Genomic DNA, 26,085 nt, shown 5'->3' with positions numbered 1-26,085 from the left:
GGCCGCGGAAGACGGCGAGGGCCGCCGTCCCGGAGTGGTTCCGGGGCGGCGGCCCTCAGCGGTGGTGCGGGTGCGCCTCGCGGTCTAGAGGTCGTAGTAGAGCTCGAACTCGTGCGGGTGCGGGCGGAGCTGGATCGGGGCGATCTCGTTGGTCCGCTTGTAGTCGATCCAGGTCTCGATCAGGTCCGAGGTGAAGACGCCGCCGGCCTGGAGGTACTCGTTGTCCTCCTCCAGGGCCTTGAGCACGGCCTCCAGGTTGGTCGGGACCTGCGGGACGCTCGCGTGCTCCTCGGGGGCGAGCTCGTACAGGTCCTTGTCGATCGGCTCCATGGGCTCGATCTTGTTCTTGACGCCGTCGAGGCCCGCGAGGAGGAGGGCGGAGAAGGCGAGGTACGGGTTCGAGGACGGGTCCGGCGCGCGGAACTCGACGCGCTTGGCCTTCGGGTTCGAGCCCGTGATCGGGATGCGCATGGCGGCGGAGCGGTTGCGCTGCGAGTAGACCAGGTTGACCGGCGCCTCGAAGCCCGGGACCAGGCGGTGGTAGGAGTTCACCGTCGGGTTGGTGAAGGCGAGCAGCGACGGGGCGTGCTTGAGGATGCCGCCGATGTAGTAGCGGGCGGTGTCCGAGAGGCCCGCGTAGCCGGCCTCGTCGTAGAACAGCGGGTCGCCGTTGGACCAGAGCGACTGGTGGACGTGCATGCCCGAGCCGTTGTCGCCGAAGATCGGCTTCGGCATGAAGGTCGCGGACTTGCCGTTCCGCCAGGCGACGTTCTTGATGATGTACTTGAACAGCATCAGGTCGTCGGCCGAGGCGAGCAGCGTGTTGAACTTGTAGTTGATCTCGGCCTGGCCGGCGGTGCCGACCTCGTGGTGCTGGCGCTCGACCTGGAGGCCGACCTTCTCCAGCTCCAGGGACATCTCCGAGCGGAGGTCGGCGAAGTGGTCGACCGGCGGGGCCGGGAAGTAGCCGCCCTTGTAGCGGACCTTGTAGCCGCGGTTGTTCTCCTCCGCACCGGTGTTCCAGGCGCCGGCCTCGGAGTCGATGTGGTAGAAGCCCTGGTTCGCGGAGGTCTCGAAGCGGACCGAGTCGAAGACGTAGAACTCGGCCTCGGGGCCGAAGTACGCGGTGTCGGCGATGCCGGTGGAGGCGAGGTACGCCTCCGCCTTCTTCGCGATGTTCCGCGGGTCACGGCTGTAGGCCTCGCCCGTGATCGGGTCGTGGATGAAGAAGTTGATGTTGAGCGTCTTGTCGCGGCGGAACGGGTCCAGGCGGGCCGTCGACAGGTCCGCGCGCAGCGACATGTCGGACTCGTGGATGGCCTGGAAGCCGCGGATCGACGAGCCGTCGAAGGCCAGCTCCTCGGACGGGTCGAAGGCCGTCGCCGGGATCGAGAAGTGCTGCATCACGCCGGGAAGGTCGCAGAAGCGGACGTCGACCATCTTGACGTCCTCGTCCTTGATGAACTTCGCGACCTCTTCGGCGTTCTGGAACCCGTGCTTGGACATCCAACTCCTCCTACTCCCGGCCCGGGGAGGGGCGGGGTTGCAGCTCGGTGATGCGGCCAGTGCGGTGGCGCACGCTCGGACCCGACCCTAGGCAGTCGGGATTTCTCAAGCATGACCCATTTGTTTCGTCGAAGTTAACCGGGGCGGGTGGCGACGCTCCGTGTCGCACCCTCGGCCGTCTCCGCGCCACCCCCCATCCGTACCCGGACCGAAGTGATCGAAATCGGGCGCAGTACGGTGGTCGGGTGGACAACAGGCAAGCACTCGGATCGTGGCTCTCCGGCCCTCGTGCCGCGGCGGAGCAAGCAGGCGTGGACTTCGGCTACCGGGGGAAGCAGCTGGGCCTCCCCGAGGAGGGGCCCGGTTCGATCGCCCGCCCCGGCGCGCGGCTCGGCGCGCTCGCCGTGGACTGGGGTCTGTGCCTGCTGATCGCATACGGTCTCATCACCGACGGCTATGGGCAGGCGACCAGCAACTGGGCCCTGCTCATCCTTTTCGTCCTGAACGCCCTGACCGTCGGCACCGTCGGCGCCACCCCCGGGAAGCTCCTCTTCCGCCTGCGGGTCGTCTCCGTCCAGGGGGGCCGGCTCTCGCTGCCCCGCGCCGTGCTCCGCGCCGCCCTCACCTGCCTGGCGATCCCCGCGCTCGTCTGGGACCGGGACGGCCGCGGCCTCCACGACCGCTTCTCCGGCGCGGTCCAGGTCCGCGTCTGACCCCACGCCCCACGCCCCGCGTCCGCCCCGGCCGCCCGTCGACGACCGGACCGCTCCCCGGCCCGGCCGCCCGGCCCACGCCCGGACGGCTCCCCGGGCCCGGGCCCGGCCCCGGAAGCCGAAACGGCGGTGCCCCGGACCTCGCAGGTCCGGGGCACCGCCGTTTCCGGTCTCGCGCGCGTCAGCGCATCTTTCCGCCGCGCGGCATCTTCATGCCCTTCGGCATCGGGCCCTTGGGCAGCGGCATGTTGCTCATCAGGTCGCCCATCGCCCGCAGGCGGTCGTTGGCCGCCGTCACCTGGGGGCCGCTGAGCAGCCGGGGCAGCTTCAGCATCTTGGTGCGGACCTTCTTGAGCGGGACCTGGCCCTGCTCCTCGTCGTTGCCGACGATGATGTCCGTCACCGGCACGTCGACCAGGATGCGGGCCATCTTCTTCTTCTCGGCCACGAGGAGGGGCTTCAGCCGGTTCGGGTTGCCCTCGCCGACCAGGACGATGCCCTGGCGGCCGACCGCCCGGTGCACGACGTCCTGGTTGCGGTTCATCGCGACCGCCGGGGTCACGGTCCAGCCGCGCCCGATGTTCTGCAGCACCGCCGCGGCGGCGCCCGGCTGTCCCTCCATCTGCCCGAAGGCCGCCCGCTCGGCGCGCCGTCCGAAGACGATCGCCATCGCCAGGAGCGCCAGGACGAAGCCCAGGATGCCCAGGTAGACCGGGTGTCCGATCAGGAAGCCGATACCGAGGAGGACACCGAGCACGACGATGCCCACGCCGGCGACGACGAGCCCGACCTTGGGGTCGGCCTTGCGGGTCATCTTGTACGTGAGGGCGATCTGCTTCAGTCGCCCGGGGTTCGCGGCGTCAGCGCCGCCCGTGTTTGCCTTCCTCGCCATGCCTTGAAGTCTACGTGGCCCGCGACGCCCGGCCGGACGCGGCCTCCAGGACGTGCTGGGCCTCGATGCGGTCCCTGGCGCGGCGGCGGTCCTCCAGGACGGAGGTCCAGGCGTTGCGGCGTGCGGTGCGCTGTCCGGCGCCCAGGAGCAGCCCTTCGACGGCGCGCAGGGCGCCGGTGACGGAGGGGAGGGCGCGGGCGCGGAGGTGGGTCGGCGCTGCTGCGGCCGGCATGACGGGTCCTCTCTCGGGAGCGGAGGAGACGAGGTGGGGGAGGGAGCTCATGGTGGCGGTGCGTGGAACCATGCTCACAGAACGGTGTTACCAGCGCATGACTCGGCGGTCAAACCCTGATGAAACGCCGATGCGGGCCCCCCCGTACGGCGGAGCGGCCCGTACCGCCCCGCTGAACTGCGGGGCCGTACGGGCCGCCCTCCCGCCGTGGAGTACCGGCGGGTAGCCGCTTGTGCGGCGACTCACACCGCCTGGACGGCCTCCACCGTCGTGCCCCGCTTCTCGATCGCCTGCTGGTAGAGGCGGCCGGCGCGGTACGAGGAGCGGACCAGCGGGCCCGACATGACGCCGGAGAAGCCGATCTCGTCGGCCTCGTCCTTGAGCTCCACGAACTCCTGCGGCTTGACCCAGCGCTCCACGGGGTGGTGCCGGAGCGAGGGGCGCAGGTACTGGGTGATCGTGATGAGCTCGCAGCCGGCGTCGTGCAGCTGCTTCAGCGCCTCGCTGACCTCCTCGCGGGTCTCGCCCATGCCGAGGATCAGGTTGGACTTCGTGACCAGGCCGTAGTCGCGGGCCTTGGTGATGACCTCCAGCGACCGCTCGTAGCGGAAGCCGGGGCGGATCCGCTTGAAGATCCGCGGGACGGTCTCGACGTTGTGCGCGAAGACCTCGGGGCGGGAGGCGAAGACCTCCGCCAGGAGTTCGGGCACCGCGTTGAAGTCGGGGGCGAGCAGCTCGACCTTGGTGCGGCCGTCGGCGCGCTGCGCGGTCTGCTGGTGGATCTGCCGCACGGTCTCGGCGTACAGCCAGGCGCCGCCGTCCTCCAGGTCGTCGCGGGCGACGCCGGTGATGGTGGCGTAGTTGAGGTCCATGGTGACGACCGACTCGCCCACGCGCCGCGGTTCGTCGCGGTCGAGGGCCTCCGGCTTGCCGGTGTCGATCTGGCAGAAGTCGCAGCGCCGGGTGCACTGGTCACCGCCGATGAGGAAGGTGGCCTCCCGGTCCTCCCAGCACTCGAAGATGTTGGGGCAGCCCGCCTCCTGGCAGACCGTGTGCAGGCCCTCGCTCTTCACGAGGCTCTGCATCTTCGTGTACTCGGGACCCATCTTCGCGCGGGTCTTGATCCACTCGGGCTTGCGCTCGATGGGGGTCTGGGCGTTCCGGACCTCCAGGCGCAGCATCTTGCGTCCGTCGGGTGCGACTGCGGACACATCGGCTCCTGTAGCTTCGATTCTTCGGCGCACACCAGGGTACGCCCGTTGCTTCCATGCCTTGCTACGTCTGGCCAACCCGTGGCCAGAGCCCGGCATTCCTCAGGCGGACGCGGTCTGCGCCGGCCGCGCCTCCGGGACCGCGCCGTCGCGCCCGATCTCCCGCGGTCTGGGCTCCGCGTTCTCCAGCACGTCCCGCAGGTGCCGCTCGGCCACCGGGAGGACCTCCTCGACGGTGACGTCGCGGCCCAGCTCGTTGGCGAGCGAGGTCACGCCCGCGTCGCGGATGCCGCAGGGGATGATCCGGTCGAACCAGGCGTTGTCCGGGTTCACGTTGAAGGAGAAGCCGTGCATCGTGACGCCCTTGGCGACCCGGATGCCGATGGCGGCGAGCTTGCGGTCCTCGCGGCGCTGGCCGGCGTTGGACGGGGCGTACTCGGGGCCGTTCAGGCGCGGGTCGAACTCGTCGTCCGTCAGCCGGGGGTCGAAGTCCAGCGAGAGGCCGCCCACGGACGGCCGCTGCTCGACCGGGTCGCCGAGCACCCAGACGCCGCTGCGCCCCTCGACCCGGGTGGTCGCCACGCCGAACTCGGCGGCGGTGCGGATCAGCGCCTCCTCCAGCCGGCGCACGTGGGCCACGACGTCCACCGGGCGGGGCAGCTTGAGGATCGGGTAGCCGACGAGCTGGCCGGGGCCGTGCCAGGTGATCTTGCCGCCGCGGTCGACGTCGACCACCGGGGTCCCGTCGAGCGGCCGCTCGTTCTCCGCCGTGCGCCGGCCGGCCGTGTAGACCGGCGGGTGCTCCAGGAGGAGACAGGTGTCACCGGTCTCGTCGGCGAACCGCGCGGCGTGCACCTCGCGCTGCTTGTCCCAGGCCGCCCGGTACTCGACGGCGTCCTCGCCGAAGCCCAGGCGGACGAATTGCAGCTCACTCACGGCCATGCCTCCTCCTGGGTGCCCGCGGCCGGGTTCCGGGGATCGTCCCGGGGCGGGAGCCGGCCCGGCACCCTGCGTCTTACGCGCCCATGCCACTGTACGGCGACACGCCGGGAAACCTTCGGGCAGGTGGAGGGCGCCCGCTCCTCCCGGGCCGGGCGGTGGCTCGGCCCCGCCGGCCGAGGGGACCGGACGCGTCAGGGAGGGCGGCCGTGCGCACCGTCATGTACCGGGTGGGCGTCCACCGGACCGCCCGCCGGGCGGACGGCACCCGTCCGCGGCTCGCCGGGCGGCTCGCGGCCGGAGGGGAGCGGGCGGCGGTGCCGGAGGAGGAGGCGCGGCGGGAGCCGCTGGGACCGAAGCCGTGCGGGACGTGCGCGGAGCCCCCCGCGGAGGGCTGGGCCTCCGTCCGGCGGGGAGGGCTCCGGTCAGCGCGAAGCGACAACCACGGTTCCGGTTCCTCACACGATCGGATGAATGTGGGGCGAAGCTGGCGGTACGGGCCGGGATGACCGCTACATTCACGCCGTTCCATGAGGGTCGAAACGGGCTGCCACCTGCGCCCGGAAGGCAGGAGACCGCACAGCCGATGACGGAACGACCACCGCAGCGCGTCCCGAACCGCCAGCTCGCCGCGCTCATCGCCGAAGCCGGGTTCTCCAACGCGGGGCTCGCCAGAAGGGTGGACCAGCTGGGCCTGGAGCACGGGCTCGACCTGCGGTACGACAAGACCTCCGTGACCCGGTGGCTGCGCGGGCAGCAGCCGCGCGGCACCACGCCCGCCCTCATCGCCGAGGTCTTCACCCGCCGGCTGGGCCGCCGCCTCTCCGCCCAGGACCTCGGGCTCGACGCCTGCGCGCCCGTCTACGCGGGCCTGGAGTTCGCCGCCACCCCCGAGGAGGCCGTGGACATCGTCAGCGGGCTCTGGCGCAAGGACTCCGGCAGCCACGCCGAGCTCCGCAAGATCGCCTTCACCCCGGCCGGCCTCGTCGTGCCCAGCCGCGACTGGCTCATCGGCCGCGCCGACGACCGCGTCGCCCGCGGCGAGCCGGCCGCCCCCGTGCCGGTGGTCCGCCCCGGGGGCCACCACGGTCCCGGCGGCCACCACGGCCCCGCGGGGCCCGGTCCCGGCGGCCCCGGACGGGCGGTCGCCGCCGACCCCCGGGTGCCCCTCCAGGGCCGCTTCTCCGTGCCCCGCCAGCGCGGCACGGAGCGGGGCCCCGGGCAGCGCGTCACGGCCGGCGACATCGCCGCCCTCCGCTCCGTCGGCGAGCTCTTCCGCACGCTCGACCACGCCTACGGCGGCGGCCACGCCCGCCAGGCCCTCGTCCGCTACCTGGAGCACGAGGCCGAGCCCATGCTGCGCGGCGCCTACGGCGAGGCCACCGGCCGGCGCCTCTTCGCCGCCGCCGCCGACCTCACCCGGCTCGCCGGCTGGACCTCGTACGACATCGCCGCCCACGGCCTCGCCCAGCGCTACTTCGTGCAGGCCCTGCGCCTCGCCCAGGCCGCCGGCGACCGGGCGTACGGCTCCTACGTGCTCCTCACCATGAGCTGCCAGGCGGTCTACCTCGGGCACGGCCGCGAGGCCGTGCAGCTCGCCCGGGTCGCCCAGCAGGGCGTCGGCTCCGCCGCGCCGCCCGTCGTCCAGGCCATGCTGCACGCGGTCGAGGCCCGCGGCCACGCGGTCCTCTCCGAGGCCCGCGCGTGCAGCGCCTCCCTCGTCCGGGCCGAGCGCGCCCTGGAGGCCGCCCGGCCCGGCGACGAGGTGCCCTCCTGGGCCCGCCCCTTCGACGAGGCCCAGCTCGCGGACGAGCTCGGCCACTGCCACCGCGACCTCCAGCAGTACCGCCCCGCCGCCCAGCACGCCGAGCGGGCGCTCCAGCTCCGCGCCCCCGGCTACGCCCGCAGCCGGCTCTTCTGCCGGGTCGTCCTCGCCACCGCCCGGCTCGCCCTCGGCGAGCTGGACCAGGCCTGCGCGCTGGGCGCCGAGGCCGCCCAGCAGGCCGCCGAGATGCGCTCGGCCCGCGCGATCGAGTACGTCCGCGACTTCGAGCGCCGCCTGGAGCCCTACCGCGACGCCCCGCCCGTCCGCACCTACCGCGACCGGGTGTCCGCCCTCGGCTGACCCGCCGCCCGCCGCGCGCCCGTCAGGCGGCCTCCTCCTCCGCCTCCTCCGGGACCGGAGGCCGCAGGCCCAGGTCCGCCAGGACGGCGCCGGCGGCGCGCTCCCCGGAGCCCAGGGTGGAGCGCAGGGTGCCCGCCCCCCGGTGGTCGCCGCAGACGTAGAGGCCCGCGAGCAGCCGCACCGAGCGGCACGGGTCGTGGGCCGGGGGCGTGACGAGCACCGCGTCCCGGGTGTGGTGGAGGGCCAGCAGCTCCCACTCGTCGGTGGAGGTCCCGTACAGCGCCGCGAGGTGCTTGCGGACCCGCCGCTCGGTGTCGTCCGGCGGCGCCCCGAGGACCGTCGAGGTGATCAGCGGCCGGCCCGCCGGCGCCCGCGTCGGGTCCACCGCGCTCATCACCGCCGTGTGCGCCACCGGCCCGCCCGGGTCGGCCTCCAGGAGCAGCGTCGGGTCCGCCGTCGGCGCCACCGGCGCCGTGTGGTGCAGCACCGTCACCGGGTGGTACGCGGGGACCCGCAGGCCCGGCAGCAGTCCGGCGGCCGTCCGGGCCCCCGTGGCGAGGACCACGGCCCGGCAGCCGACCGTGCCGTGCTCGGCGGTGCGGACCCGCGCCGCCGACACCTCGGTGACCCGGACGCCGGTCCGCACGGTCCCCGGCGGCAGCAGGGCCGCCAGCCGCTCCGGGACCGCCGCCGAGCCGCCCTCCGGCACCGACACCCGGCCCCGCGCGAAGGCCCGCAGCGCCAGGTCCGCCCGCCGGCTCGACACCGCCAGGTCCGGGTCGGCGAGGAGGGCCGCGAGCAGCGGCCGCAGCACCGTCTGGACGGTCCTGGCCGGCAGCCGGCCCGACAGCGCCTCCCGGGCGGTCCGCTCCGGTCGGGCGAGCAGCCGCTGGGTCGGGGTCGCCGCGAGCCGCACCAGCGAGGCGCCGAGCCGGGCCTGGTCCAGCGAGGACGCCGGATGCCGGGGGGCGCTCGCGAGGGCGCGCGCCACGGTGAGCGCGCCCCGGCGGTTGCGCGGGTGCGGGGCGCCCCAGCGCGCGTACCGCCCGTCGGAGTGGATCAGCACCCCGGGGGCGAACGGGCGCGGCACCACCCCGCCGAGGCCCGGGAGGGCCCGCAGTTCCTCCGGTGCGAGGGTGAGCAGCCGCCCCACCCGGTCGAGCCGGAAGCCGTCGGTCAGGTCGGTGGCGTGCCGGCCGCCGACGGTCGCCGCGGCCTCCAGGACGGCGACCGAGAGCCCCGCCCCGGTCAGCCGCCGGGCCGCCGCGAGTCCGGCGATCCCGGCTCCCACGACGACCACGTCCACCTCCGCGGGGCCTTCCGCGTCCCCGGTGCGTGCCGCCTGCCGGGGCTGCGGGACCACCGTGCCCCGCGCGGCCTCCGGCACGGAGGCGACCTCCGTGACGCCGTCCGCGTGCTGTGCCTGCTGTGCGCTGCGTGCGGTACTGAGCACGTGCCCCTCCCCAGGTCTGCGCCGCCTGTTGGTGGCCTATGCCCCCAACGGGCCCCCGGAATGCCCGGGTTCGCGATCCGTGTCGACTGGTGGGCACCGAGGGTAGGCAGCGCTCCCACGGCAGCGGGCCCCGCGCGCGACGGGCTTGCCGCAGCACGGGGGAGCGCAGGGAGCGCAGACCCCCCGCTCAGCGCGCCGCGGCCGCCCGGACGGCGGCGTCGATGGTGGGGAAGGCGAAGGTGAAGCCCGAGGACAGCAGTCGCTCCGGGAGCACCCGCTGGCTGCCGAGGACGTCCGCCGCGAAGTCCCCGAGGACCGCCTTCAGGGCGGCCGCGGGGACCGGGAAGGGCGTGGGCCGGCGCAGCACCCGGCCCATCGCCGCGGTCACCTCGCGGTTGGTGACCGGTTCGGGGGCGGTCAGGTTCACCGGACCGGAGAGCGACGGGGTGTCCATCAGGTGCCGCAGGGCGGCGACCTCGTCGTGGAGCGCGATGAAGGACCAGTACTGGCTCCCGTCGCCCATCCGCCCGCCGAGTCCGGCCCGGAAGACGGGGAAGAGCCGTCCCCACGCGCCGCCCTGGCGGGCCACCACCAGCCCGGTGCGGGCGTACGTGACGCGGATCCCGGCCTCCTCGGCGGGGGCCGCGGCGGCCTCCCACTCCACGCAGACCGAGGGCAGGAAGCCGGTGCCGGCCGGTGCGCTCTCGTCGACCGCCCGGCTGCCGGTGTCGCCGTACCAGCCGAGGGCGGTGCCGCACACCAGGGCCTCCGGGGGCTCGGCGAGCCCGGCGAGGGCCCGGGCGATCGCGGTGGTGCCGAGCACCCGGCTGTCCCGGATCTCCTTCTTGTACGCCTCGGTCCACCGGCGCTCGCCGACGCCGGCGCCCGCCAGGTGGACCACCGCGTCGACGCCGACGAGACCGGCGGAGTCCACGTACAGCCGCCGCGGGTCCCACTCGACCTCGTCGGCGGTGCGGGCGGGCCGGCGGACGAGCCGGAGGACGTCGTGCCCGTCGGCGCGCAGGGAGCGGACGAGGGCGGCGCCGATGAGTCCGGAGGCCCCGGTGACGGCGACGCGCTTGCGGAGGGCGGAAGGCTGCATGCGCCCATCCTGCCCGCTGATCGCCCGCGCGTGCCGGGGGCGTGGCACAGTGGCGGTCATGACCGTGCCGCAGACCGTCGTGATCCGAGGCGCCCGGGCGGGCGACGCCGAGCCGCTGGGCCTGCTGGACCGGGCGGCCTGGTCGCCGCTGCACGCGGTGCTGCCGCCGCCCTCGGAGCCGTACGAGCCCTTCTTCGACGAGCGCCACCGGCCCGCGGAGTACCTCGTCGCCGAGCGGGCCGGCCTCCTCCTGGGGTACGTGCGGGTGGCGCGGCCGACCCCGCTCGACTCCAACGGCCACGTCCGCCAGATCCAGGGCCTCGCCGTCGCCGGCGAGGCGCGCGGCCAGGGGGTGGGGCGGGCCCTGCTGCGGGCCGCCCTGGCGAAGGCCCGCGCCGACGGCGCCACCCGGATCACCCTGCGGGTCCTCGGGCACAACGTGCCGGCCCGCGCGCTCTACGAGGCCGAGGGCTTCGTGGTCGAGGGGGTGCTGCCGGGCGAGTTCGTCCTCGCCGGCGCGCCCGTCGACGACGTCCTGATGGGCCGGTCGCTCAGCTAGCCGGTTCCGCGTTCCCCAGCGCCACCCCGTCCAGCAGCGCGCGCAGGCAGCGCAGGGCGAGGGCGGCGGGCGAGCCGGGCCCGTCCACGGGGGCGTCGGACTCCGCCCAGCCCTCCAGGGCGATCCGGATCGCGTCGGTGGCCGCCGCCGCGGCGAGCCGGACCTCCAGCGGGTCGGCCGCCGGTCCCGCGAGCCCGGCCAGGACCTCCCGCAGCCGCTCCTCGGACTCCTGGTTGACCCGGTACCAGACGGCCCGCAGCGCCGGGTCCTCGGCCGAGGCGCGCAGCAGTCCGCGGGTCCAGCGCAGTCCCTCCGCCGCCGTCTCGTCCACCGGGGTGAGGGAGGCGGCGACCGAGCCCTCCAGGGCCTCCTTCAGCGGGGTGCCGGGGCCGGTGGCGGCGAGCGAGGCGCGCCAGCGGTCGGCGCCGCCCGCGAGGAGCGGGGCGACGGCGTCCTGCTTGGAGCGGAAGTAGCGGTAGAAGGTGCGCAGCGCGACCCCGGCCCGCAGGGCGACGGACTCGGCGGTGGTGCCGTCGGGGCCGACCTCGGTGAACAGCTCGGCCGCCGCGCGGGCGATGTCCAGCTGGGTGGCGGCCTTGCGGCGCTGGGTCAGGGAGGGCGTCGCGGGCGCCGGCCCGGGTCGGTTGGTCACCGTACGAGGGTACGCCCGCGGCGACGGAGAGTGCGCGTTGTGCAGGTGTGGCAAAACGTGCCACCCAGGCGTACGGTTGCCATCAAGCAAGGAAGCTTGACATCGAGAGGTTGCCGCCATGAACCAGCTCACCCGTTACCAGGGCCGTCGCGCGCTCGTCACCGGCGGTGGCTCCGGCATCGGCCAGGCCACCGTCCTGCGCATGCTCGCCGAGGGCGGCCGGGTCGTCGCCGCCGACATCAGCGAGGACGGCCTCCGGGACACCGCGGCCAAGGCCGGCGACGCGGCCGACCGCCTCACCACCGTCGTCGTGAACGTCGCCGACGAGGAGTCCGTGCGCGCCGGCGTCGCCGCCGCCGTCACCGCCCTCGGCGGCCTGGACGTGCTGGTCAACGCGGCCGGAGTGCTCCGCTCCTCGCACACCCACGAGACGAGCCTGGACTCCTTCGAGCAGGTGCTCCGGATCAACCTGACCGGCACCTTCCTCATGATCCGCGAGGCGATACCGGCGCTCCTGGAGGGCGACGGCGCCGCCGTCGTCAACTTCTCCTCCACCTCCGCGATGTTCGCCCACCCCTACATGGCGGCCTACGCGGCCAGCAAGGGCGGCATCCAGTCCATGACCCACGCCCTCGCCGCCGAGTACGCCAAGCGGGGCATCCGCTTCACCGCCGTCCAGCCCGGCTCCATCTCCTCCGGCATGACCGACGGCACCGGCGCCAGCCGGCAGTCGGTGGGCCCCGGCCTCCCCGCCGACGCCGACATGTCCCTCTTCGTGAAGCTCGCCCCCGCCCTCGGCCAGGGCTTCGCCGGCCCCGAGACCGTCGCCGGCGTCGTCGCGATGCTCGCCTCCGAGGACGGGAAGTTCCTCACCGGCACCGAGGTCCGCGTCGACGGCGGAACCCACTTCTGACGTCCCGCGGGCCCCGGCACCCCCTCCGCCGGGGCCCGCGCGGCCCCCGGGCCCCGGGTCTCACCCCGTCCCGAACCGCTCCCACAGCCGGGGCAGCCGGGCCGCCAGCGCGGCCTCGTCCGCCAGGTCCAGCGGCGCGCCCTCCGGCTCCCCGTCCGGCATCACGATCCCCAGCTCCGGGGTCTCCGTCCCGGTCAGCGTCTCGTACGCCTCGTCCGCCGCGAAACCGAGCTCCTCGCCGTCCCCGTCCAGCTCCGGATCGAACTCCGCCAGGAGCTCCGCCAGCCCGTCCGGATCGGCGACACCGCCCTCGTACACCTCCCGGCCCTGGCCGATCAGCCAGCAGCGGAACGCGTCGAACCCCTCCTCGCCCGCCCCCGCCCCGTCCAGCAGCACCGCCGCCGCACCCCACACGTCCCAGTGGTACGCGCGGTTGAACCGGGCCTCGAAATGGCGCGCGTAGTCGAGCACCGTGTCCGGATCCAGCCGGGTCAGCCGCTCCACGAGCAGATCCGCCTGCTCCTCGGAATCGCCCTCGGCGTCCTCGCGGGTGGCGTCGATGATCTCCCAGAACTCGGTCTCGTCCATCACGGGACCAGCATCCTGTCTCCGTGACGGCGACGCACCCGGAAAGTCCGGATTGCATCCGGACAGAAGATGTCGGGTATCGCTGTCAGTCTGGGGGACATGACCACCGAAACGAAGCCGCTGCGGGGACGGATCTGCCTGGTCGCCGGTGCCACCCGGGGCGCCGGCCGGGCCATCGCCGTCCAGCTCGGCGCCGCCGGCGCCACCGTCTACGCCACCGGCCGCACCACCCGCGAGAAGGTCAGCGAGGTCGGCCGCGCCACCGAGACCATCGAGGAGACCGCCGAACTGGTGACCGCCGCCGGCGGCGAGGGCGTCGCCGTCCCCACCGACCACCTCGACCCCGGCCAGGTCCGCGCCCTCGTCGACCGGATCGACCGCGACCACGGCCGGCTCGACGTCCTCGTCAACGACGTGTGGGGCGGCGAGCACCTGCTCGTCTTCGGGAAGAGGACCTGGGAGAACGACCTCGCCGGCGGCCTGCGGATGCTCGAACTCGGGGTGCGCACCCACGCCATCACCTCGCACCTCGCGCTCCCGCTGCTGATCCGCGACCGCGGGGGGCTCGTCGTCGAGGTCACCGACGGCACCGCCGCCTACAACGGCACCCGCTTCCGCGAGAACCTCTACTACGACCTCGCCAAGAACGCGCCGATCCGGATGGCCTTCGGCCTCGCGAAGGAGCTGGAGGAGTACGGCGGCACGGCCGTCGCCGTCACCCCCGGCTGGCTCAGGTCCGAGCAGATGCTCGCCGCCTTCGGCGTCACCGAGGAGAACTGGCGCGACGCCACCGCCGCGACGCCCGACTTCGCGATCTCCGAATCGCCCGTCCTGGTCGGCCGGGCCGTCGCCGCCCTCGCCGCCGACCCCGACCGGCACCGCTGGACCGGACGGTCGCTCTCCAGCGGCGGCCTCGCGCGGGAGTACGGCTTCACCGACGCGGACGGCTCCCGGCCGGACGCCTGGGGCTTCATCGTCGCGGGCGAGACCGGAAAGCCGGACCCGGCCGACTACCGGTAGCGCTCCGCCATCCCCCGGGCCGCCTCCGCGAAGCGCGCGCGGAGCGCGGCCGGGGCCACCACCTCCGCCTCCGGGCCCAGCGACAGCAGCTGCGCGAAGGCCACCTCCTCGCTCTCCACCCGCAGCACCGCCCGCACCCGGCCCCCGTCCTCCGCGACCGCCGCCGCCAGCGCCTCCCCGGCCGCCGCCCGGTCCGTCACGTGCGGCAGCCGGCGCGCCCCCGCCTCCGTCAGCAGCAGTTCCACCTCGGCCCGCAGCAGCGAGCGCGCGAACTCCGCCGCGCGCTCCGCCCAGAAGACGGGCAGGTCGAAGCCGGGGTCCCGGTCGAACCGCTCCCCGCCCACCGCCACCGCCGTGAACCGCTCCACCCGGTAGGTGCGGTACGAGCTCCCCGCGCGGGCGCACAGGTACCAGACGCCCGCCTTCAGGACGAGCCCGTACGGCTCCAGCTCCCGCTCGACCTCCTCGCCGTCCCCGCGCCGGTAGCGCGCCGACAGCAGCCGGTCGTCCCAGACCGCCTCCGCCACCGCCGGCAGCAGCTCCGGCGTCACCGGCTCCTGGTACCACCCCGGCGCGTCCAGGTGGAAGCGGCGGGCGGCCGAACCCGGCGCGTCCGCCAGCGAGGGCAGCAGCGCCGCCGACACCTTCAGGCGGGCCGCCGAGGCCGCGTCCTGGAGCCCCATGTCCCGCAGCGCGCCCGGCAGTCCCGAGAGGAAGAGCGCCTCCGCCTCGTCCTTCGCGAGCCCGGTCAGCCGCGTGCGGTACCCGCCGACCAGCCGGTACCCGCCGGCCCTGCCCCGCTCCGAAAACACCGGAACCCCCGCCTCCGAGAGGGCGAGGGCATCACGGGTGACGGTCCGCTCCGACACCTCCAGCTCGGCGGCGAGTTCGGCCGCCGTCATGGACGGGCGGTTCTGGAGGAGCAGGACCATCTTGATGAGTCGGGCGGCGCGCATGACTCCCATCATGCGCGCCCCCACCGACACACCGGCCTACAGGCCGTAGCGCTCGCGCGCCTCCTTCACCGAGGCGGCCGGGACCTCGCCGCGCCGGGCGAGCTGCGCCAGGGAGGCGGCCACGATCGACTGCGCGTCGACGCCGAAGTGGCGGCGGGCGGCGGCGCGGGTGTCCGAGAGGCCGAAGCCGTCGGCGCCGAGCGACGAGTAGTCCTGCTCGACCCACTGCGCGATCTGGTCCGGGACCTGGCGCATGTAGTCGGAGACCGCGAGGACCGGGGACTCGACGCCCGCGAGGGCCCGGCGCAGGTACGGGACGCGCTCCTCGCCGCGCAGGAGGGCGGCGTCCGCCTCCAGCGCGTCGCGGCGCAGCTCGGTCCAGGAGGTGGCGGACCACACGTCGGCGCCCACGCCCCACTCCTCGGCGAGCAGCTTCTGCGCCTCCAGGGCCCAGTGGATCGCGGTGCCGGAGCCGATCAGCTGGATCCGCGGCGCGTTGGCGGGCAGCGTCAGGCCGGCCGACTCGGCGGTGTTGAAGCGGTAGAGGCCCTTGACGATGCCCTCGTCGACGCCCGCGTGGCCCGGCTTGGCCGGCTGCGGCATCGGCTCGTTGTAGACCGTCAGGTAGTAGAAGACGTCCTGGTCCTCGCCCGGCGCGGCCTCGCCGTACATCCGGCGCAGACCCTCCTTGACGATGGCCGCGACCTCGTAGGCGAACGCCGGGTCGTAGGTCAGCGCCGCCGGGTTGGTGGCCGCGATGACGGGGGAGTGGCCGTCGGCGTGCTGGAGGCCCTCACCGGTCAGGGTGGTGCGGCCGGCGGTGGCGCCGACGAGGAAGCCGCGGCCGAGCTGGTCGCCGAGCTGCCACATCTGGTCGGCGGTCCGCTGCCAGCCGAACATCGAGTAGAAGATGTAGAACGGGATCATCGTCTCGCCGTGCGTGGAGTACGCGGTCGACGCGGCGATGAAGTCGGCCATCGAGCCGGCCTCGGTGATGCCCTCGTTCAGGATCTGGCCGTTGACGGCCTCCTTGTAGTACATCAGCTGGTCGCGGTCGACCGGCTCGTACGTCTGCCCCTTCGGCGAGTAGATGCCGAGCGAGGGGAAGAGCGACTCCATGCCGAAGGTGCGGGCCTCGTCCGGGACGATCGGGACCCAGCGCTTGCCGGTCTCCTTGTCGCGCACCAGGTCCTTCACGAGGCGGACGAAGGCCATCGTGGTGGCGACCGACTGCGAGCCGGAGCCCTTGTCGAAGGAGGCGAAGGCCTTCTCCGGCGCGGCCGGGAGCGGGGCGACGGGGTGGACGCGGCGGGCCGGGGCGGGGCCGCCGAGGGCCGCGCGGCGCTCCTGGAGGTAGCGGACCTCGGGGGAGTCGGCGCCGGGGTGGCCGTAGGGCACCACGCCGTCGACGAACTGCGCGTCCGAGATGGGGAGTTCGAGGAGGTCGCGCATGTTCTTGAACTCGTCGGTGGTGAGCTTCTTCATCTGGTGGTTCGCGTTCTTCGACGCGAAGCCCTCACCCAGGGTGAAGCCCTTGACGGTCTGCGCCAGGATCACGGTCGGGGCGCCCTTGAACTCCAGGGCGGCCTTGTACGCGGCGTACACCTTGCGCGGCTCGTGGCCACCGCGCGAGAGGTGGAAGCACTCCAGGATCTTGTCGTCGGAGAGCAGCTGCGCCATCGCGACGAGCGCCGGGTCCTTGCCGAAGAAGTCCTGGCGGATGTAGGCGGCGTCGCGGGTCTGGTACGTCTGGACCTGCGCGTCCGGCACCTCGCGGAGGCGGCGGACCAGGGCGCCGGTGGTGTCGAGCGCGAAGAGCTCGTCCCAGGCGTTGCCCCAGAGCGTCTTGACGACGTTCCAGCCGGCGCCGCGGAACTGGGCCTCCAGCTCCTGCACGATCTTGAAGTTGGCGCGGACCGGGCCGTCGAGGCGCTGCAGGTTGCAGTTGATGACGAAGGTCAGGTTGTCCAGACCCTCGCGGGCCGCGAGGGCGAGGGCGGCGGTCGACTCGGGCTCGTCCATCTCGCCGTCGCCGAGGAACGCCCACACGTGCGAGGCGGAGACGTCCTTGATGGCGCGGTTGGTCAGGTAGCGGTTGAAGCGCGCCTGGTAGATCGCGGAGAGCGGGCCGAGGCCCATGGAGACGGTGGGGAACTCCCACAGCCAGGGCAGCCGGCGCGGGTGCGGGTAGGAGGGCAGGCCGTTGCCGCCGGACTCCTGCCGGAAGTTGTCGAGGTGCGACTCGTCCAGGCGGCCGTCGAGGAAGGCGCGGGCGTAGATGCCGGGGGAGGCGTGGCCCTGGATGTAGAGCTGGTCGCCCGAGCCGTCCGCCTCCTTGCCCTTGAAGAAGTGGTTGAAGCCGGTCTCGTAGAGCCAGGCCGCGGAGGCGAAGGTGGCGATGTGGCCGCCGACGCCGTGCTTGGAGCCGCGGGTCACCATGGCGGCCGCGTTCCAGCGGTTCCACGCGGTGATCTTCCGCTCCAGCTCCTCGTCGCCGCCCGCTTCGCCGATGGACGGCTCGGCCGAGGTGGGGATGGTGTTGAGGTAGTCCGTCTCCAGCAGCTTGGGCAGGGCCAGGCCCGCGCCCTCGGCGTGCTGGAGCGTGCGGCGCATCAGGTAGGCGGCCCGGTGGGGGCCGGCGGCCTTGGTGACGGCGTCCAGGGAGGCCGCCCACTCGGCGGTCTCCTCGGTGTCACGGTCCGGGAGCTGGTCGAGCTCGCTCGGAATCTTGCCTACGGGATCGGTCATGATCGCCGCCTTCCGGACAGATGGGGGTGGAGATAAAAACGGGGGCCTTGTCTGGCAGGACAGGGCGAAGGGCCGGGTGGGGCCCGCCGAAGACTGTAAACCGCCGATCGATGATCGATCAAAGGGTTGAAGCCGGAAACCTCTCCAAATCGAGAAAGTCGGCACAGGGTGCCGCGGAAACGGGCACCCGGTGCCGACTTTTCGAACGATCGGGAAACGATCGGAGCCCCGCCGAAGCGGGGCTCCCACCTGCGAGAACGTCTCAGGCGCGGGGCGCGCAGCCCAGCACGTGGGCCTTGACGAGCGCCCCGATGTTCGGATCGCCCCGGCGGAAGGCCTCCACCAGTTCCTGGTGTTCCTCCGCGTAGGACTTCTGGACCGTGCCCAGCCAGCGGATCGACAGGGCGGTGAAGACCTCGATGCCCAGCCCCTCCCAGGTGTGCAGCAGGACGCTGTTCCCGGCGGCCTTCACCAGCTCGCGGTGGAAGGCCACGGTGTGCCGGACCTGCGCCGTGCCGTCGGAGGTCGCGTCCGCCTCGTACAGCGCCGCCACGTGCGGCTCCAGCGTCGAGCAGTCGGCCGAGAGCCGGGGCGCGGCCAGCTCGGCCGCGATCTGCTCCAGGCCGGCCCGGACCGGATAGCTCTCCTCCAGGTCGGCCGCGGTGAGGTTGCGGACCCGGACACCCTTGTTCGGCGCGGACTCGATGAGCCGCAGCGACTCCAGCTCGCGCAGCGCCTCGCGCACCGGGGTCTGGGAGACCTCCAGCTCCGTCGCGATCCGCCGCTCCACGATGCGCTCGCCCGGCTTCCAGCGGCCGCTGACGATCCCCTCCACGATGTGCTCGCGGATCTGCTCGCGCAGCGAGTGGACGACGGGGACGGTCATTGAGCGGCTCCTCCGGGAGTTTCGTGACCCTTAGACAATACGGCGGTGCCCCCGCCCGGACACACATCCGGACGGGGACACCGCTGGTGAGGCTCGTTACGTTGCCTCGGAGGCGCAGAGGCTCACGCGTCCTTACAGACCGAGGTCCACCTCGAACTCGCCGGCCTCCAGGATCGCCTTGACGGCCGTCAGGTAGCGGGCGGCGTCGGCGCCGTCCACCAGACGGTGGTCGTACGACAGCGACAGGTAGGTCATGTCGCGGATGCCGATGACCGTGCCCTCGGCGGTCTCGATGACGGCCGGACGCTTCACCGTGGCACCGATGCCCAGGATGGCGACCTGGTTCGGCGGGACGATGACGGTGTCGAAGAGCGCACCGCGCGAACCGGTGTTGGAGATGGTGAAGGTCGCGCCGGCCAGGTCGTCCGGGGTGATCTTGGAGGCGCGCACGGCGGCCGCCAGCTCCGCGGTCTTCTTGGAGATGCCGGCGATGTTGAGGTCGCCCGCACCCTTGATGACCGGGGTCATCAGACCCTTCTCGGAGTCCACCGCGATACCGATGTTCTCGGTGTCGAAGTAGGTGATCGTGCCCTCGTCCTCGTTGATCCGGGCGTTGATGACCGGGTGGGCCTTCAGCGCCTGGGCCGCCGCCTTCACGAAGAACGGCATCGGGGAGAGCTTGACGCCCTCACGGGCGGCGAAGGCGTCCTTGGCGCGGGCGCGCAGCTTCATCAGCTTGGTGATGTCGACCTCGACGACCGAGGTCAGCTGGGCCTGCGTGTGCAGCGCCTTCATCATGTTGTCGCCGATGACCTTGCGCATGCGGGTCATCTTGACGGTCTGGCCGCGCAGCGGGGAGACCTCCAGGGCGGGGGCCTTCGCGGCGGCGGCCGGAGCGGCGGCGACGGGGGCCGGAGCGGCCTTCTTGGCCTCGGCGGCCGCGAGGACGTCCTGCTTGCGGATGCGGCCACCGACGCCGGAGCCCTTGACGGCCGCCAGGTCGACACCGTTCTCGGTGGCGAGCTTGCGGACCAGCGGAGTCACGTAGGCGCCGTCCTCGGCGGGAGCCGGGGCGGCGGCCGGGGCCGGGGTCGCCGGGACCGGGGTGACGACCGCGGGAGCGATCGACGGGGCGGCCGGAGCCACCGGAGCCGGGGCGGCGGCCGGAGCGGCCGGCGCCGGAGCGGCCGGCGCGGCCGGAGCCGGAGCGGCGGCGGGCGCGGCCGGGGCCGGAGCGGCGGCGGGCGCGGCCGGAGCCGGGGCCGGGGCGGCGGCCGGAGCGGCACCCGCGGCACCGATGACGGCCAGCTTGGCGCCGACCTCGGCGGTCTCGTCCTCGGCGACGACGATCTCCAGGAGAACGCCGGAGACGGGGGCGGGGATCTCGGTGTCGACCTTGTCGGTCGAGACCTCGAGCAGCGGCTCGTCGGCCTCGACGGTCTCGCCGACCGACTTCAGCCAGCGGGTGACGGTGCCCTCGGTGACGGACTCGCCCAGCGCGGGCAGCACGACGTCCGTGCCCTCGGCGGAGCCGCCGCCGGCGGCGGCCTCGGCGGTCGGGGCCGGGGCCGGCTCCTGGACCTCGGTGGACGGGGTGGCCTGCGGGGCGGGGGCCTCGGCGGCGGGGGCCGGAGCGGCCTCGGCGGCGGGGGCCGGGGCAGCGGCCGGGGCACCCGTGCCGTCGTCGATGATGGCGAGCTCGGCGCCGACCTCGACGGTCTCGTCCTCGGCCACCTTGATGGAGGCGAGGATGCCGGAGGCGGGGGCGGGGATCTCGGTGTCGACCTTGTCGGTCGAGACCTCGAGCAGCGGCTCGTCCGCCTCGACGCGCTCGCCCTCGGCCTTGAGCCAGCGGGTGACGGTGCCCTCGGTGACGCTCTCGCCGAGCGCCGGCAGGGTTACGGAAACCGACATGGTTTCAGTTGCTCCTAACGAATTGCGGAAGTTGGTCGTCGCGCCCTGTGATGACGTGAGCGTCAGTCGTGGGAGTGCAGAGGCTTGCCGGCCAGGGCCAGGTGGGCCTCGCCGAGCGCCTCGTTCTGCGTCGGGTGGGCGTGGATGAGCTGCGCGACCTCGGCCGGCAGCGCCTCCCAGTTGTAGATCAGCTGCGCTTCGCCGACCTGCTCGCCCATGCGGTCACCGACCATGTGGACGCCGACCACGGCACCGTCCTTGACCTGGACGAGCTTGATCTCGCCCGCGGTCTTCAGGATCTTGCTCTTGCCGTTGCCCGCGAGGTTGTACTTGAGGGCGACGACCTTGTCCGCGCCGTAGACCTCCTTGGCCTTGGCCTCGGTGATGCCGACGGAGGCGACCTCGGGGTGGCAGTACGTCACCCGGGGCACGCCGTCGTAGTCGATCGGGACGGTCTTCAGACCGGCCAGCCGCTCCGCCACCAGCATGCCCTCGGCGAAGCCGACGTGGGCGAGCTGGAGGGTCGGGACCAGGTCGCCGACGGCGGAGATCGTGGGCACGTTGGTCCGCATGTACTCGTCCACCAGGACGTAGCCGCGGTCCATCGTGACGCCCTGCTCCTCGTACCCGAGGCCGGCCGAGACCGGACCGCGGCCGATGGCGACGAGCAGCACCTCGGCCTCGAAGGTCTTGCCGTCGGCAAGGGTGACCTTCACGCCGTTCTCGGTGTACTCGGCGCCCTGGAAGAAGGTGCCGAGGTTGAACTTGATGCCCCGCTTGCGGAAGGCGCGCTCCAGGAGCTTCGAGCTGTTCTCGTCCTCGACCGGGACGAGGTGCTTCATGCCCTCGATCACCGTGACGTCGGTGCCGAAGGACTTCCACGCGGAGGCGAACTCGACGCCGATCACGCCGCCGCCGAGGATGATGGCGGACTCCGGCACACGGTCCAGGGTGAGGGCGTGGTCCGAGGTGATGATGCGGTTGCCGTCGATCTCCAGGCCGGGCAGGGACTTCGGCACGGAACCGGTGGCGAGGAGGACGTGGCGGCCCTCGACCCGGCGCCCGTCGACGTCGACGGAGGTCGGGGAGGACAGGTGGCCGGTGCCCTCGATGTAGGTGACCTTGCGGGAGGCGACGAGACCCTGCAGACCCTTGTAGAGGCCCGAGATCACGTCGTCCTTGTACTTGTGCACGGCCTTGATGTCGATGCCCTCGAAGGAGGCCTTGACACCGAACTGCTCCGCCTCGCGCGCCTGGTCGGCGACCTCGCCGGCGTGGAGCAGGGCCTTCGTCGGGATGCAGCCGTTGTGCAGGCAGGTGCCGCCGAGCTTGTTCTTCTCGATCAGTGCGACGTCCAGGCCCAGCTGCGCTCCGCGCAGCGCCGCGGCGTAACCGCCGCTACCGCCGCCGAGGATCACTAGGTCGAAAACGGTGCTGGCGTCGTTCGCCACGTCACGTCCTCCATGCATGTGCGCTCGTCGCCGGTCGTCGATGACCAGGCGGCGGCTCCGGTGTCCGGCCGCATTATGTCGGCCCTGTGGTGGGGGCCCTGTCCTGCCGAGAACCCATCTTCGCACTTGTTGACGGATGGCGGGACGCGGGGCCGGTGGATGAGACCGGGCGATCGTCCGTCCGGACGTCCACCAGGGCGTACGAACCTACGGATTTCGTCGCAGTTTCGTCGGCAGCGAACAGCCGCCGGGGCGGGAACGGGAAGGCCCCGGAGCCGGGGCTCCGGGGCCTTTCGCGCGGGACCTGCGGGCTCAGAGCTCGCCGGCCGCCGTCAGCTCGGCGAGACGCACCAGGGTGCGGACCGAGGAGCCGGTGCCGCCCTTGGGGGTGTAGCCGTACGGGGCGCCCTCGTGGAAGGCGGGGCCCGCGATGTCCAGGTGGGCCCAGGTGATGCCCTCGCCCACGAACTCCTTGAGGAAGAGACCGGCCACCAGGCCGCCGCCCATCCGCTCGCCCATGTTGGCGATGTCGGCGGTGGGGGAGTCCATGCCCTTGCGCAGGTCGGCCGGGAGCGGCATCGGCCAGGACTGCTCGCCGACCTCCTCCGCGACCTCGTGCAGCGAGGTCCGGAACTCGTCGTCGTTGGCCATGATGCCGAAGGTGCGGTTGCCCAGCGCCAGCATCATCGCGCCGGTCAGGGTCGCCACGTCGACGATCGTGTCCGGGTGCTCCTCCGACGCCCTGGTCAGCGCGTCGGCCAGGACGAGCCGGCCCTCGGCGTCGGTGTTGAGGACCTCGACGGTCTTGCCGCTGTACATGCGCAGCACGTCACCCGGGCGGGTGGCGGAGCCGGACGGCATGTTCTCGGCGAGGGCGAGCCACGCCGTGACGTTGACCTCCAGGCCGAGGCGGGCCGCGGAGACGACGGTGGCGAGGACGGCGGCGGCGCCGGCCATGTCGCACTTCATCGTCTCGTTGTGACCGGCCGGCTTCAGGGAGATGCCGCCCGAGTCGTAGGTGATGCCCTTGCCGACCAGGGCCAGGGACTTCTCCGCCTTCGGGTGGGTGTAGGTGACCTTGACCAGGCGCGGCGGGTTCTCCGAGCCGGCGCCGACGCCGAGGATGCCGCCGTAGCCGCCCTTGGCGAGCGCCTTCTCGTCGAGGACCTGGACCTTCAGGCCGTGCTCCTTGCCGGCGGCCTGGGCGATCGCGGCGAAGCCGGCCGGCGTGAGGCCGTTCGGCGGGGTGTTGACGAGGTCGCGGGCGCGGTTGATCTCCTCGGCCACGGCCAGGGCGCGGTCCGCGGCGGCCTTGTGGGCCTTGTCGCGCGGCTTGGCGCCGAGCAGCGCCACCTCGGCCAGCGGCTTCTTCGCGTCCTTGACCTCCTCCTTCCAGGCGTCGAAGGAGTACGCGCCGAGCAGGGCGCCCTCGGCGATCGCGCCGGCGTCCTCGGCCGAGGCGACCGGCAGCGCGAACGCGGCCTTCTTCGAGCCGAAGAGGACGCGGGCGGCGGTGCCGGCGGCGCGGCGCAGGGTCTCGGGGGCGTACGCCTCGCCGTCCTCGGGGGCGGAGCCGAGGCCGACGGCGAGCACGACGGGGGCCTTCAGGCCGGCGGGCGCGGGCAGCTTGGTCGCCTCACCCTCTCCACCCGAGGCGCCCAGGGTCTCCAGGACGGCGGCGAGCCGGCCGTCGAACGCCTTGTCGACGGCCTCCGCGCCCGGGGCGACGACGAGCGTCTTCCCGGCCTTCGCGACACCGACGACGAGGGCGTCGGCACGCAGCGTCGCCGCTCCGGCAGTGCTGAGAGTGAGAGCAGTCACGGTGGTGAAATCTCGCTTCCATTGAGTTCTGTGGCGGTCGAGGGATGGGCCGACCGAGCCCGCCGCATCGTATTTCGGCCCGATGAGCGCCGAGAACGAGCCTACGCTCGCTCACCCGGTTCGCTCACCGCGGCTTCGATTCACTCATCCGAGGTGTCTCTTTCATGTTTGTCCTTCCGGCTCCACCACCGGCGCCACACTCGCCTCATTCACGCAAGGGCGGCACTCGCGCCTTCGCTTCATCTCCACAGGTCTCCCCCACGTCCGGAGGCCTGCCGAGGGGGGACACCACACCATGCACGGCAACAGATCCCGCACGCCCGCGACCGCGCCGAGGAAGTCCGGAAACCAGGGGGTGACCCGCCGCGCCGGCCGCACCGCGGGGGCGCTCGCCGCCGCCGCGCTCCTCGCCACCGTGGTGCCGTCCGCGCAGGCCGCGGCCGCCCCCGCGCCCCGGATCGACCTCACCGTCCTGGTCGTCGACGACGGCGGCAGCGCGGTCGAGGCCATCACCGCCGAGCTGAAGGGCTCCGGCGTCCCGTACCGCACCCTCGACCTGAACGACCCGAACCGGCCCGTCCTCACCCCGGCCTTCCTCAGCGACACGGTCGACGGCCGGCCCCGCGCCAGGTACCAGGGCGTCGTCCTGCCCCACGAGACCGCCTTCGGCCCCGACTCCGCCGAGCACACCGCCCTCCAGGCGTACGAGCGGACCTTCGGCATCCCGCAGGTCGACGCGTACACCTGGTCCCACCCCGGCGTCGGCCTCGACTACACCACCGACGGCGGCTGGTCCGGCGTTCTCGACGGCGTCACCGCCGGCGTCACCCCGGCCGGGAGGTCCGGCCCCTTCGGCTACCTCGCCGGCAGCCTGACCTTCGAGGACAACGACCCGGCGATCTCCGAGAGCTACGGCTACGCGGGCCGCCCCCGGGCCGGCTTCACCAGCTACGTCGACGTCCCCGTCGCGGGCGCCGGGGACGGCTCCCGGGCCAGCCTGGTCGGCGAGTACGCCGCCGACGGGCGCCGCGAGCTCGTCGTCACCTTCGCCTACAACCAGCACCAGCGGCAGTTCCGGGCCCTCGCCCGCGGCATCGTCGAGTGGCTCACCCAGGGCGTCCACCTCGGCCGGTCCCGCAACTACCTCTCCGTCCACGTCGACGACGTCTTCGCCCCCGACGCCCGCTGGGACACCGCCCGCAACTGCACCCCCGGCGACCTCGACTGCGTCGGCGGCGACGGCGAGGCCGAGAACCCCATCCGGATGACGGCCGCCGACGCCTCCTACGCCGCCGCCTGGCAGAAGGCCTCCGGCTTCACGCTCGACATGGTCTACAACGGCGGCCAGGGCGAGCAGTGGAAGACCGAGCACGGCGGCAGCGACCCGCTCGCCGCCCGGCTGATCGCCGACCGCGCCCAGTACCGCTGGATCAACCACACCTACACCCACCCCTTCCTCGGCTGCGTCCAGGACAACACCACCGTCCCCTGGCGGTGCGCCACCGACGCCTCAGGATCCACCCTCTGGGTCGGCCGCGCCGAGCTCTCCGCCCAGATCCGCGACAACCTGAACTGGGCGTCCGGCAAGGGCATCTCCGTCGACCGCTCCGAACTCGTCACCGGCGAGCACTCCGGCCTGAAGACCCTGCCCCAGCAGCCCGTCGACAACCCCCATCTCGCCGGCGCCCTCGCCGACAACGGGGTGAAGTGGACGGCGAGCGACAACTCCCGCGAGCCCCGCCAGCGGGCGGTCGGCGCCGCGAAGACCGTCCCCCGGCACCCGATGAACGTCTACTACAACGTCGGCACCGCCGCCGAGATGGCCGACGAGTACAACTGGATCTACACCTCCCGCGCCGACGGCGGCAGCGGCGCCTGCGAGGACAACCCGGCCTCCACCTGCCTGCCCGCCCCGCTCGACCCGGCCACCGGCTACGCGGCGTACATCGTCCCGCAGGAGGCCCGCATCGCCCTCGGCCACGTCGTCGCCAACGACCCCCGCCCGCACTACGTCCACCAGTCCAACCTGGCCGAGGAGCGCCTCCTCTACCCGGTCCTCGACCGGATCCTCGCCGACTACAAGGGGCTCTTCGCCGGGAACACCCCGCTGGTGAACCCCAGCCAGAAGGACGCCGGCACCGAGCTGACCCGCCGCGACGCCTGGGACGCCGCCCTCGCCGCGGGCAAGGTCACCGCCTACCGCATCGGCTCCACCGTCACCGTCAAGGCGCCCTCCGGCGTCCAGGTCCCCGTCACCGCCCCCGAGGGCACCCGCAAGCAGCTCCTCCTCGGCACCACCGCCTTCGGTGCCGCCTACGCCGGGAGCCGCTCCGCCTGGACCGCGCCGGAACTGCTCCAGACCGCCGTCACGCTCCAGCTCCCGACCGCCTGACCAGCACGTTCT

Annotated in this window: 21 protein-coding genes; 6 read left to right on the top strand and 15 right to left on the bottom strand. The window is 73.4% G+C overall.

All coding sequences use genetic code 11. From position 1 onward, the window contains the following. Positions 1-84 precede the first annotated feature (84 nt). Positions 85-1,506 (bottom strand): type I glutamate--ammonia ligase, encoded by a 1,422-nt coding sequence (gene glnA, locus IE287_RS19090; RefSeq protein ID WP_189850283.1) that lies wholly within the window; start codon positions 1,504-1,506, stop codon positions 85-87. A gap of 245 nt (positions 1,507-1,751) precedes the next feature. On the opposite strand from glnA, the gene IE287_RS19085 reads away from it, so the two are divergent. Next, positions 1,752-2,219, top strand: a complete 468-nt coding sequence (locus IE287_RS19085) for an RDD family protein (protein WP_189850282.1) — start codon at positions 1,752-1,754, stop codon at positions 2,217-2,219. Between the two features lie 181 nt (positions 2,220-2,400). On the opposite strand, the gene IE287_RS19080 is transcribed toward IE287_RS19085, so the two are convergent. The 4 genes from IE287_RS19080 to lipB form a co-directional block, all read right to left on the bottom strand. Further along, positions 2,401-3,111 (bottom strand): DUF4191 domain-containing protein, encoded by a 711-nt coding sequence (locus IE287_RS19080; protein ID WP_189850281.1) that lies wholly within the window; start codon positions 3,109-3,111, stop codon positions 2,401-2,403. Between the two features lie 10 nt (positions 3,112-3,121). Continuing rightward, on the bottom strand, positions 3,122-3,343 hold the full coding sequence (locus IE287_RS19075; protein WP_189850280.1) for an SCO2195 family GlnR-regulated protein: 222 nt from the start codon (positions 3,341-3,343) through the stop codon (positions 3,122-3,124). Between the two features lie 242 nt (positions 3,344-3,585). Beyond that, positions 3,586-4,554 carry a lipoyl synthase gene (gene lipA, locus IE287_RS19070; protein WP_189850279.1) on the bottom strand — a complete coding sequence of 323 codons (969 nt, stop codon included), beginning with the start codon at positions 4,552-4,554 and terminating at the stop codon, positions 3,586-3,588. 102 nt (positions 4,555-4,656) lie between these two features. Further along, a complete protein-coding gene (gene lipB, locus IE287_RS19065; protein ID WP_189850278.1) occupies positions 4,657-5,490 on the bottom strand; it encodes a lipoyl(octanoyl) transferase LipB in 834 nt (277 codons plus the stop codon). 589 nt (positions 5,491-6,079) lie between these two features. Here lipB and IE287_RS19060 point away from each other — a divergent pair. Then, the gene (locus tag IE287_RS19060; RefSeq protein ID WP_189850277.1) at positions 6,080-7,618 is read left to right on the top strand and encodes an NsdA family TPR-like regulatory protein; all 1,539 of its coding nucleotides are present in this window, start codon (positions 6,080-6,082) and stop codon (positions 7,616-7,618) included. Between the two features lie 22 nt (positions 7,619-7,640). On the opposite strand, the gene IE287_RS19055 is transcribed toward IE287_RS19060, so the two are convergent. Together IE287_RS19055 and IE287_RS19050 are read right to left on the bottom strand one after the other, a co-directional pair. Next, positions 7,641-8,981: an FAD-dependent oxidoreductase gene (locus tag IE287_RS19055; protein WP_189850374.1), complete on the bottom strand. Its 1,341-nt coding sequence runs from the start codon at positions 8,979-8,981 to the stop codon at positions 7,641-7,643. A gap of 277 nt (positions 8,982-9,258) precedes the next feature. Beyond that, positions 9,259-10,173 (bottom strand): TIGR01777 family oxidoreductase, encoded by a 915-nt coding sequence (locus IE287_RS19050; RefSeq protein ID WP_189850276.1) that lies wholly within the window; start codon positions 10,171-10,173, stop codon positions 9,259-9,261. 58 nt (positions 10,174-10,231) lie between these two features. On the opposite strand from IE287_RS19050, the gene IE287_RS19045 reads away from it, so the two are divergent. Next, positions 10,232-10,732 carry a GNAT family N-acetyltransferase gene (locus IE287_RS19045; protein WP_189850275.1) on the top strand — a complete coding sequence of 167 codons (501 nt, stop codon included), beginning with the start codon at positions 10,232-10,234 and terminating at the stop codon, positions 10,730-10,732. On the opposite strand, the gene IE287_RS19040 is transcribed toward IE287_RS19045, so the two are convergent. Continuing rightward, on the bottom strand, positions 10,725-11,384 hold the full coding sequence (locus IE287_RS19040; protein WP_229883574.1) for a TetR/AcrR family transcriptional regulator: 660 nt from the start codon (positions 11,382-11,384) through the stop codon (positions 10,725-10,727). The genes IE287_RS19045 and IE287_RS19040 overlap by 8 nt on opposite strands. A gap of 118 nt (positions 11,385-11,502) precedes the next feature. Here IE287_RS19040 and IE287_RS19035 point away from each other — a divergent pair, with 118 nt between their 5' ends. Then, entirely contained in the window at positions 11,503-12,297 is a 795-nt protein-coding gene (locus tag IE287_RS19035) for an SDR family NAD(P)-dependent oxidoreductase (RefSeq protein ID WP_189850273.1), read from the top strand. Positions 12,298-12,357: 60 nt separating this feature from the next. Here the strand turns inward: IE287_RS19035 and IE287_RS19030 are convergent, their stop codons facing one another. Continuing rightward, positions 12,358-12,885, bottom strand: coding sequence for a DUF4240 domain-containing protein (locus IE287_RS19030; RefSeq protein ID WP_189850373.1), 528 nt, complete (start codon positions 12,883-12,885; stop codon positions 12,358-12,360). Between the two features lie 99 nt (positions 12,886-12,984). Here IE287_RS19030 and IE287_RS19025 point away from each other — a divergent pair, with 99 nt between their 5' ends. Then, positions 12,985-13,905 (top strand): SDR family oxidoreductase, encoded by a 921-nt coding sequence (locus IE287_RS19025; protein WP_189850272.1) that lies wholly within the window; start codon positions 12,985-12,987, stop codon positions 13,903-13,905. Here IE287_RS19025 and IE287_RS19020 read toward each other — a convergent pair. The 6 genes from IE287_RS19020 to IE287_RS18995 all read right to left on the bottom strand — a co-directional run bounded on the left by IE287_RS19020 (position 13,896) and on the right by IE287_RS18995 (position 23,681). Next, the gene (locus tag IE287_RS19020) at positions 13,896-14,861 is read right to left on the bottom strand and encodes a helix-turn-helix transcriptional regulator (protein ID WP_189850271.1); all 966 of its coding nucleotides are present in this window, start codon (positions 14,859-14,861) and stop codon (positions 13,896-13,898) included. The two genes, IE287_RS19025 and IE287_RS19020, sit on opposite strands and share 10 nt — an antisense overlap. Before the next feature lie 36 nt (positions 14,862-14,897). Next, positions 14,898-17,609, bottom strand: coding sequence for a pyruvate dehydrogenase (acetyl-transferring), homodimeric type (gene aceE / locus IE287_RS19015; RefSeq protein WP_189850270.1), 2,712 nt, complete (start codon positions 17,607-17,609; stop codon positions 14,898-14,900). A gap of 262 nt (positions 17,610-17,871) precedes the next feature. Next, the gene (locus IE287_RS19010; RefSeq protein ID WP_031014059.1) at positions 17,872-18,495 is read right to left on the bottom strand and encodes a GntR family transcriptional regulator; all 624 of its coding nucleotides are present in this window, start codon (positions 18,493-18,495) and stop codon (positions 17,872-17,874) included. 132 nt (positions 18,496-18,627) lie between these two features. After that, on the bottom strand, positions 18,628-20,409 hold the full coding sequence (gene sucB / locus IE287_RS19005; protein WP_189850269.1) for a 2-oxoglutarate dehydrogenase, E2 component, dihydrolipoamide succinyltransferase: 1,782 nt from the start codon (positions 20,407-20,409) through the stop codon (positions 18,628-18,630). 62 nt (positions 20,410-20,471) lie between these two features. Beyond that, a complete protein-coding gene (gene lpdA, locus IE287_RS19000) occupies positions 20,472-21,860 on the bottom strand; it encodes a dihydrolipoyl dehydrogenase (RefSeq protein ID WP_189850268.1) in 1,389 nt (462 codons plus the stop codon). Between the two features lie 312 nt (positions 21,861-22,172). Continuing rightward, entirely contained in the window at positions 22,173-23,681 is a 1,509-nt protein-coding gene (locus IE287_RS18995; protein ID WP_189850267.1) for a leucyl aminopeptidase, read from the bottom strand. Between the two features lie 295 nt (positions 23,682-23,976). Between IE287_RS18995 and IE287_RS18990 the strand changes: the two genes are divergently transcribed. Then, positions 23,977-26,073: a hypothetical protein gene (locus tag IE287_RS18990; RefSeq protein WP_229883573.1), complete on the top strand. Its 2,097-nt coding sequence runs from the start codon at positions 23,977-23,979 to the stop codon at positions 26,071-26,073. The last annotated feature ends 12 nt before the right edge of the window (positions 26,074-26,085 follow it).

The sequence above is a fragment of the Streptomyces omiyaensis genome, from assembly GCF_014650895.1.
GTDB lineage: Bacteria > Actinomycetota > Actinomycetes > Streptomycetales > Streptomycetaceae > Streptomyces > Streptomyces omiyaensis.
This window is presented reverse-complemented; position numbering and strand designations above follow the sequence as displayed.

Excerpts from the sequence above, each read along its gene's own strand:
- glnA (WP_189850283.1), bottom strand. The coding sequence starts at position 1,506 with ATGTCCAAGCACGGGTTCCAGAACGCCGAAGAGGTCGCGAAGTTCATC.
- IE287_RS19080 (WP_189850281.1), bottom strand. The coding sequence starts at position 3,111 with ATGGCGAGGAAGGCAAACACGGGCGGCGCTGACGCCGCGAACCCCGGG.
- IE287_RS19075 (WP_189850280.1), bottom strand. The coding sequence starts at position 3,343 with ATGCCGGCCGCAGCAGCGCCGACCCACCTCCGCGCCCGCGCCCTCCCC.
- IE287_RS19060 (WP_189850277.1), top strand. The coding sequence starts at position 6,080 with ATGACGGAACGACCACCGCAGCGCGTCCCGAACCGCCAGCTCGCCGCG.
- IE287_RS19050 (WP_189850276.1), bottom strand. The coding sequence starts at position 10,173 with ATGCAGCCTTCCGCCCTCCGCAAGCGCGTCGCCGTCACCGGGGCCTCC.
- IE287_RS19045 (WP_189850275.1), top strand. The coding sequence starts at position 10,232 with ATGACCGTGCCGCAGACCGTCGTGATCCGAGGCGCCCGGGCGGGCGAC.
- IE287_RS19035 (WP_189850273.1), top strand. The coding sequence starts at position 11,503 with ATGAACCAGCTCACCCGTTACCAGGGCCGTCGCGCGCTCGTCACCGGC.
- IE287_RS19030 (WP_189850373.1), bottom strand. The coding sequence starts at position 12,885 with ATGGACGAGACCGAGTTCTGGGAGATCATCGACGCCACCCGCGAGGAC.
- IE287_RS19025 (WP_189850272.1), top strand. The coding sequence starts at position 12,985 with ATGACCACCGAAACGAAGCCGCTGCGGGGACGGATCTGCCTGGTCGCC.
- IE287_RS19020 (WP_189850271.1), bottom strand. The coding sequence starts at position 14,861 with ATGCGCGCCGCCCGACTCATCAAGATGGTCCTGCTCCTCCAGAACCGC.
- aceE (WP_189850270.1), bottom strand. The coding sequence starts at position 17,609 with ATGACCGATCCCGTAGGCAAGATTCCGAGCGAGCTCGACCAGCTCCCG.
- IE287_RS19010 (WP_031014059.1), bottom strand. The coding sequence starts at position 18,495 with ATGACCGTCCCCGTCGTCCACTCGCTGCGCGAGCAGATCCGCGAGCAC.
- sucB (WP_189850269.1), bottom strand. The coding sequence starts at position 20,409 with ATGTCGGTTTCCGTAACCCTGCCGGCGCTCGGCGAGAGCGTCACCGAG.
- IE287_RS18990 (WP_229883573.1), top strand. The coding sequence starts at position 23,977 with ATGCACGGCAACAGATCCCGCACGCCCGCGACCGCGCCGAGGAAGTCC.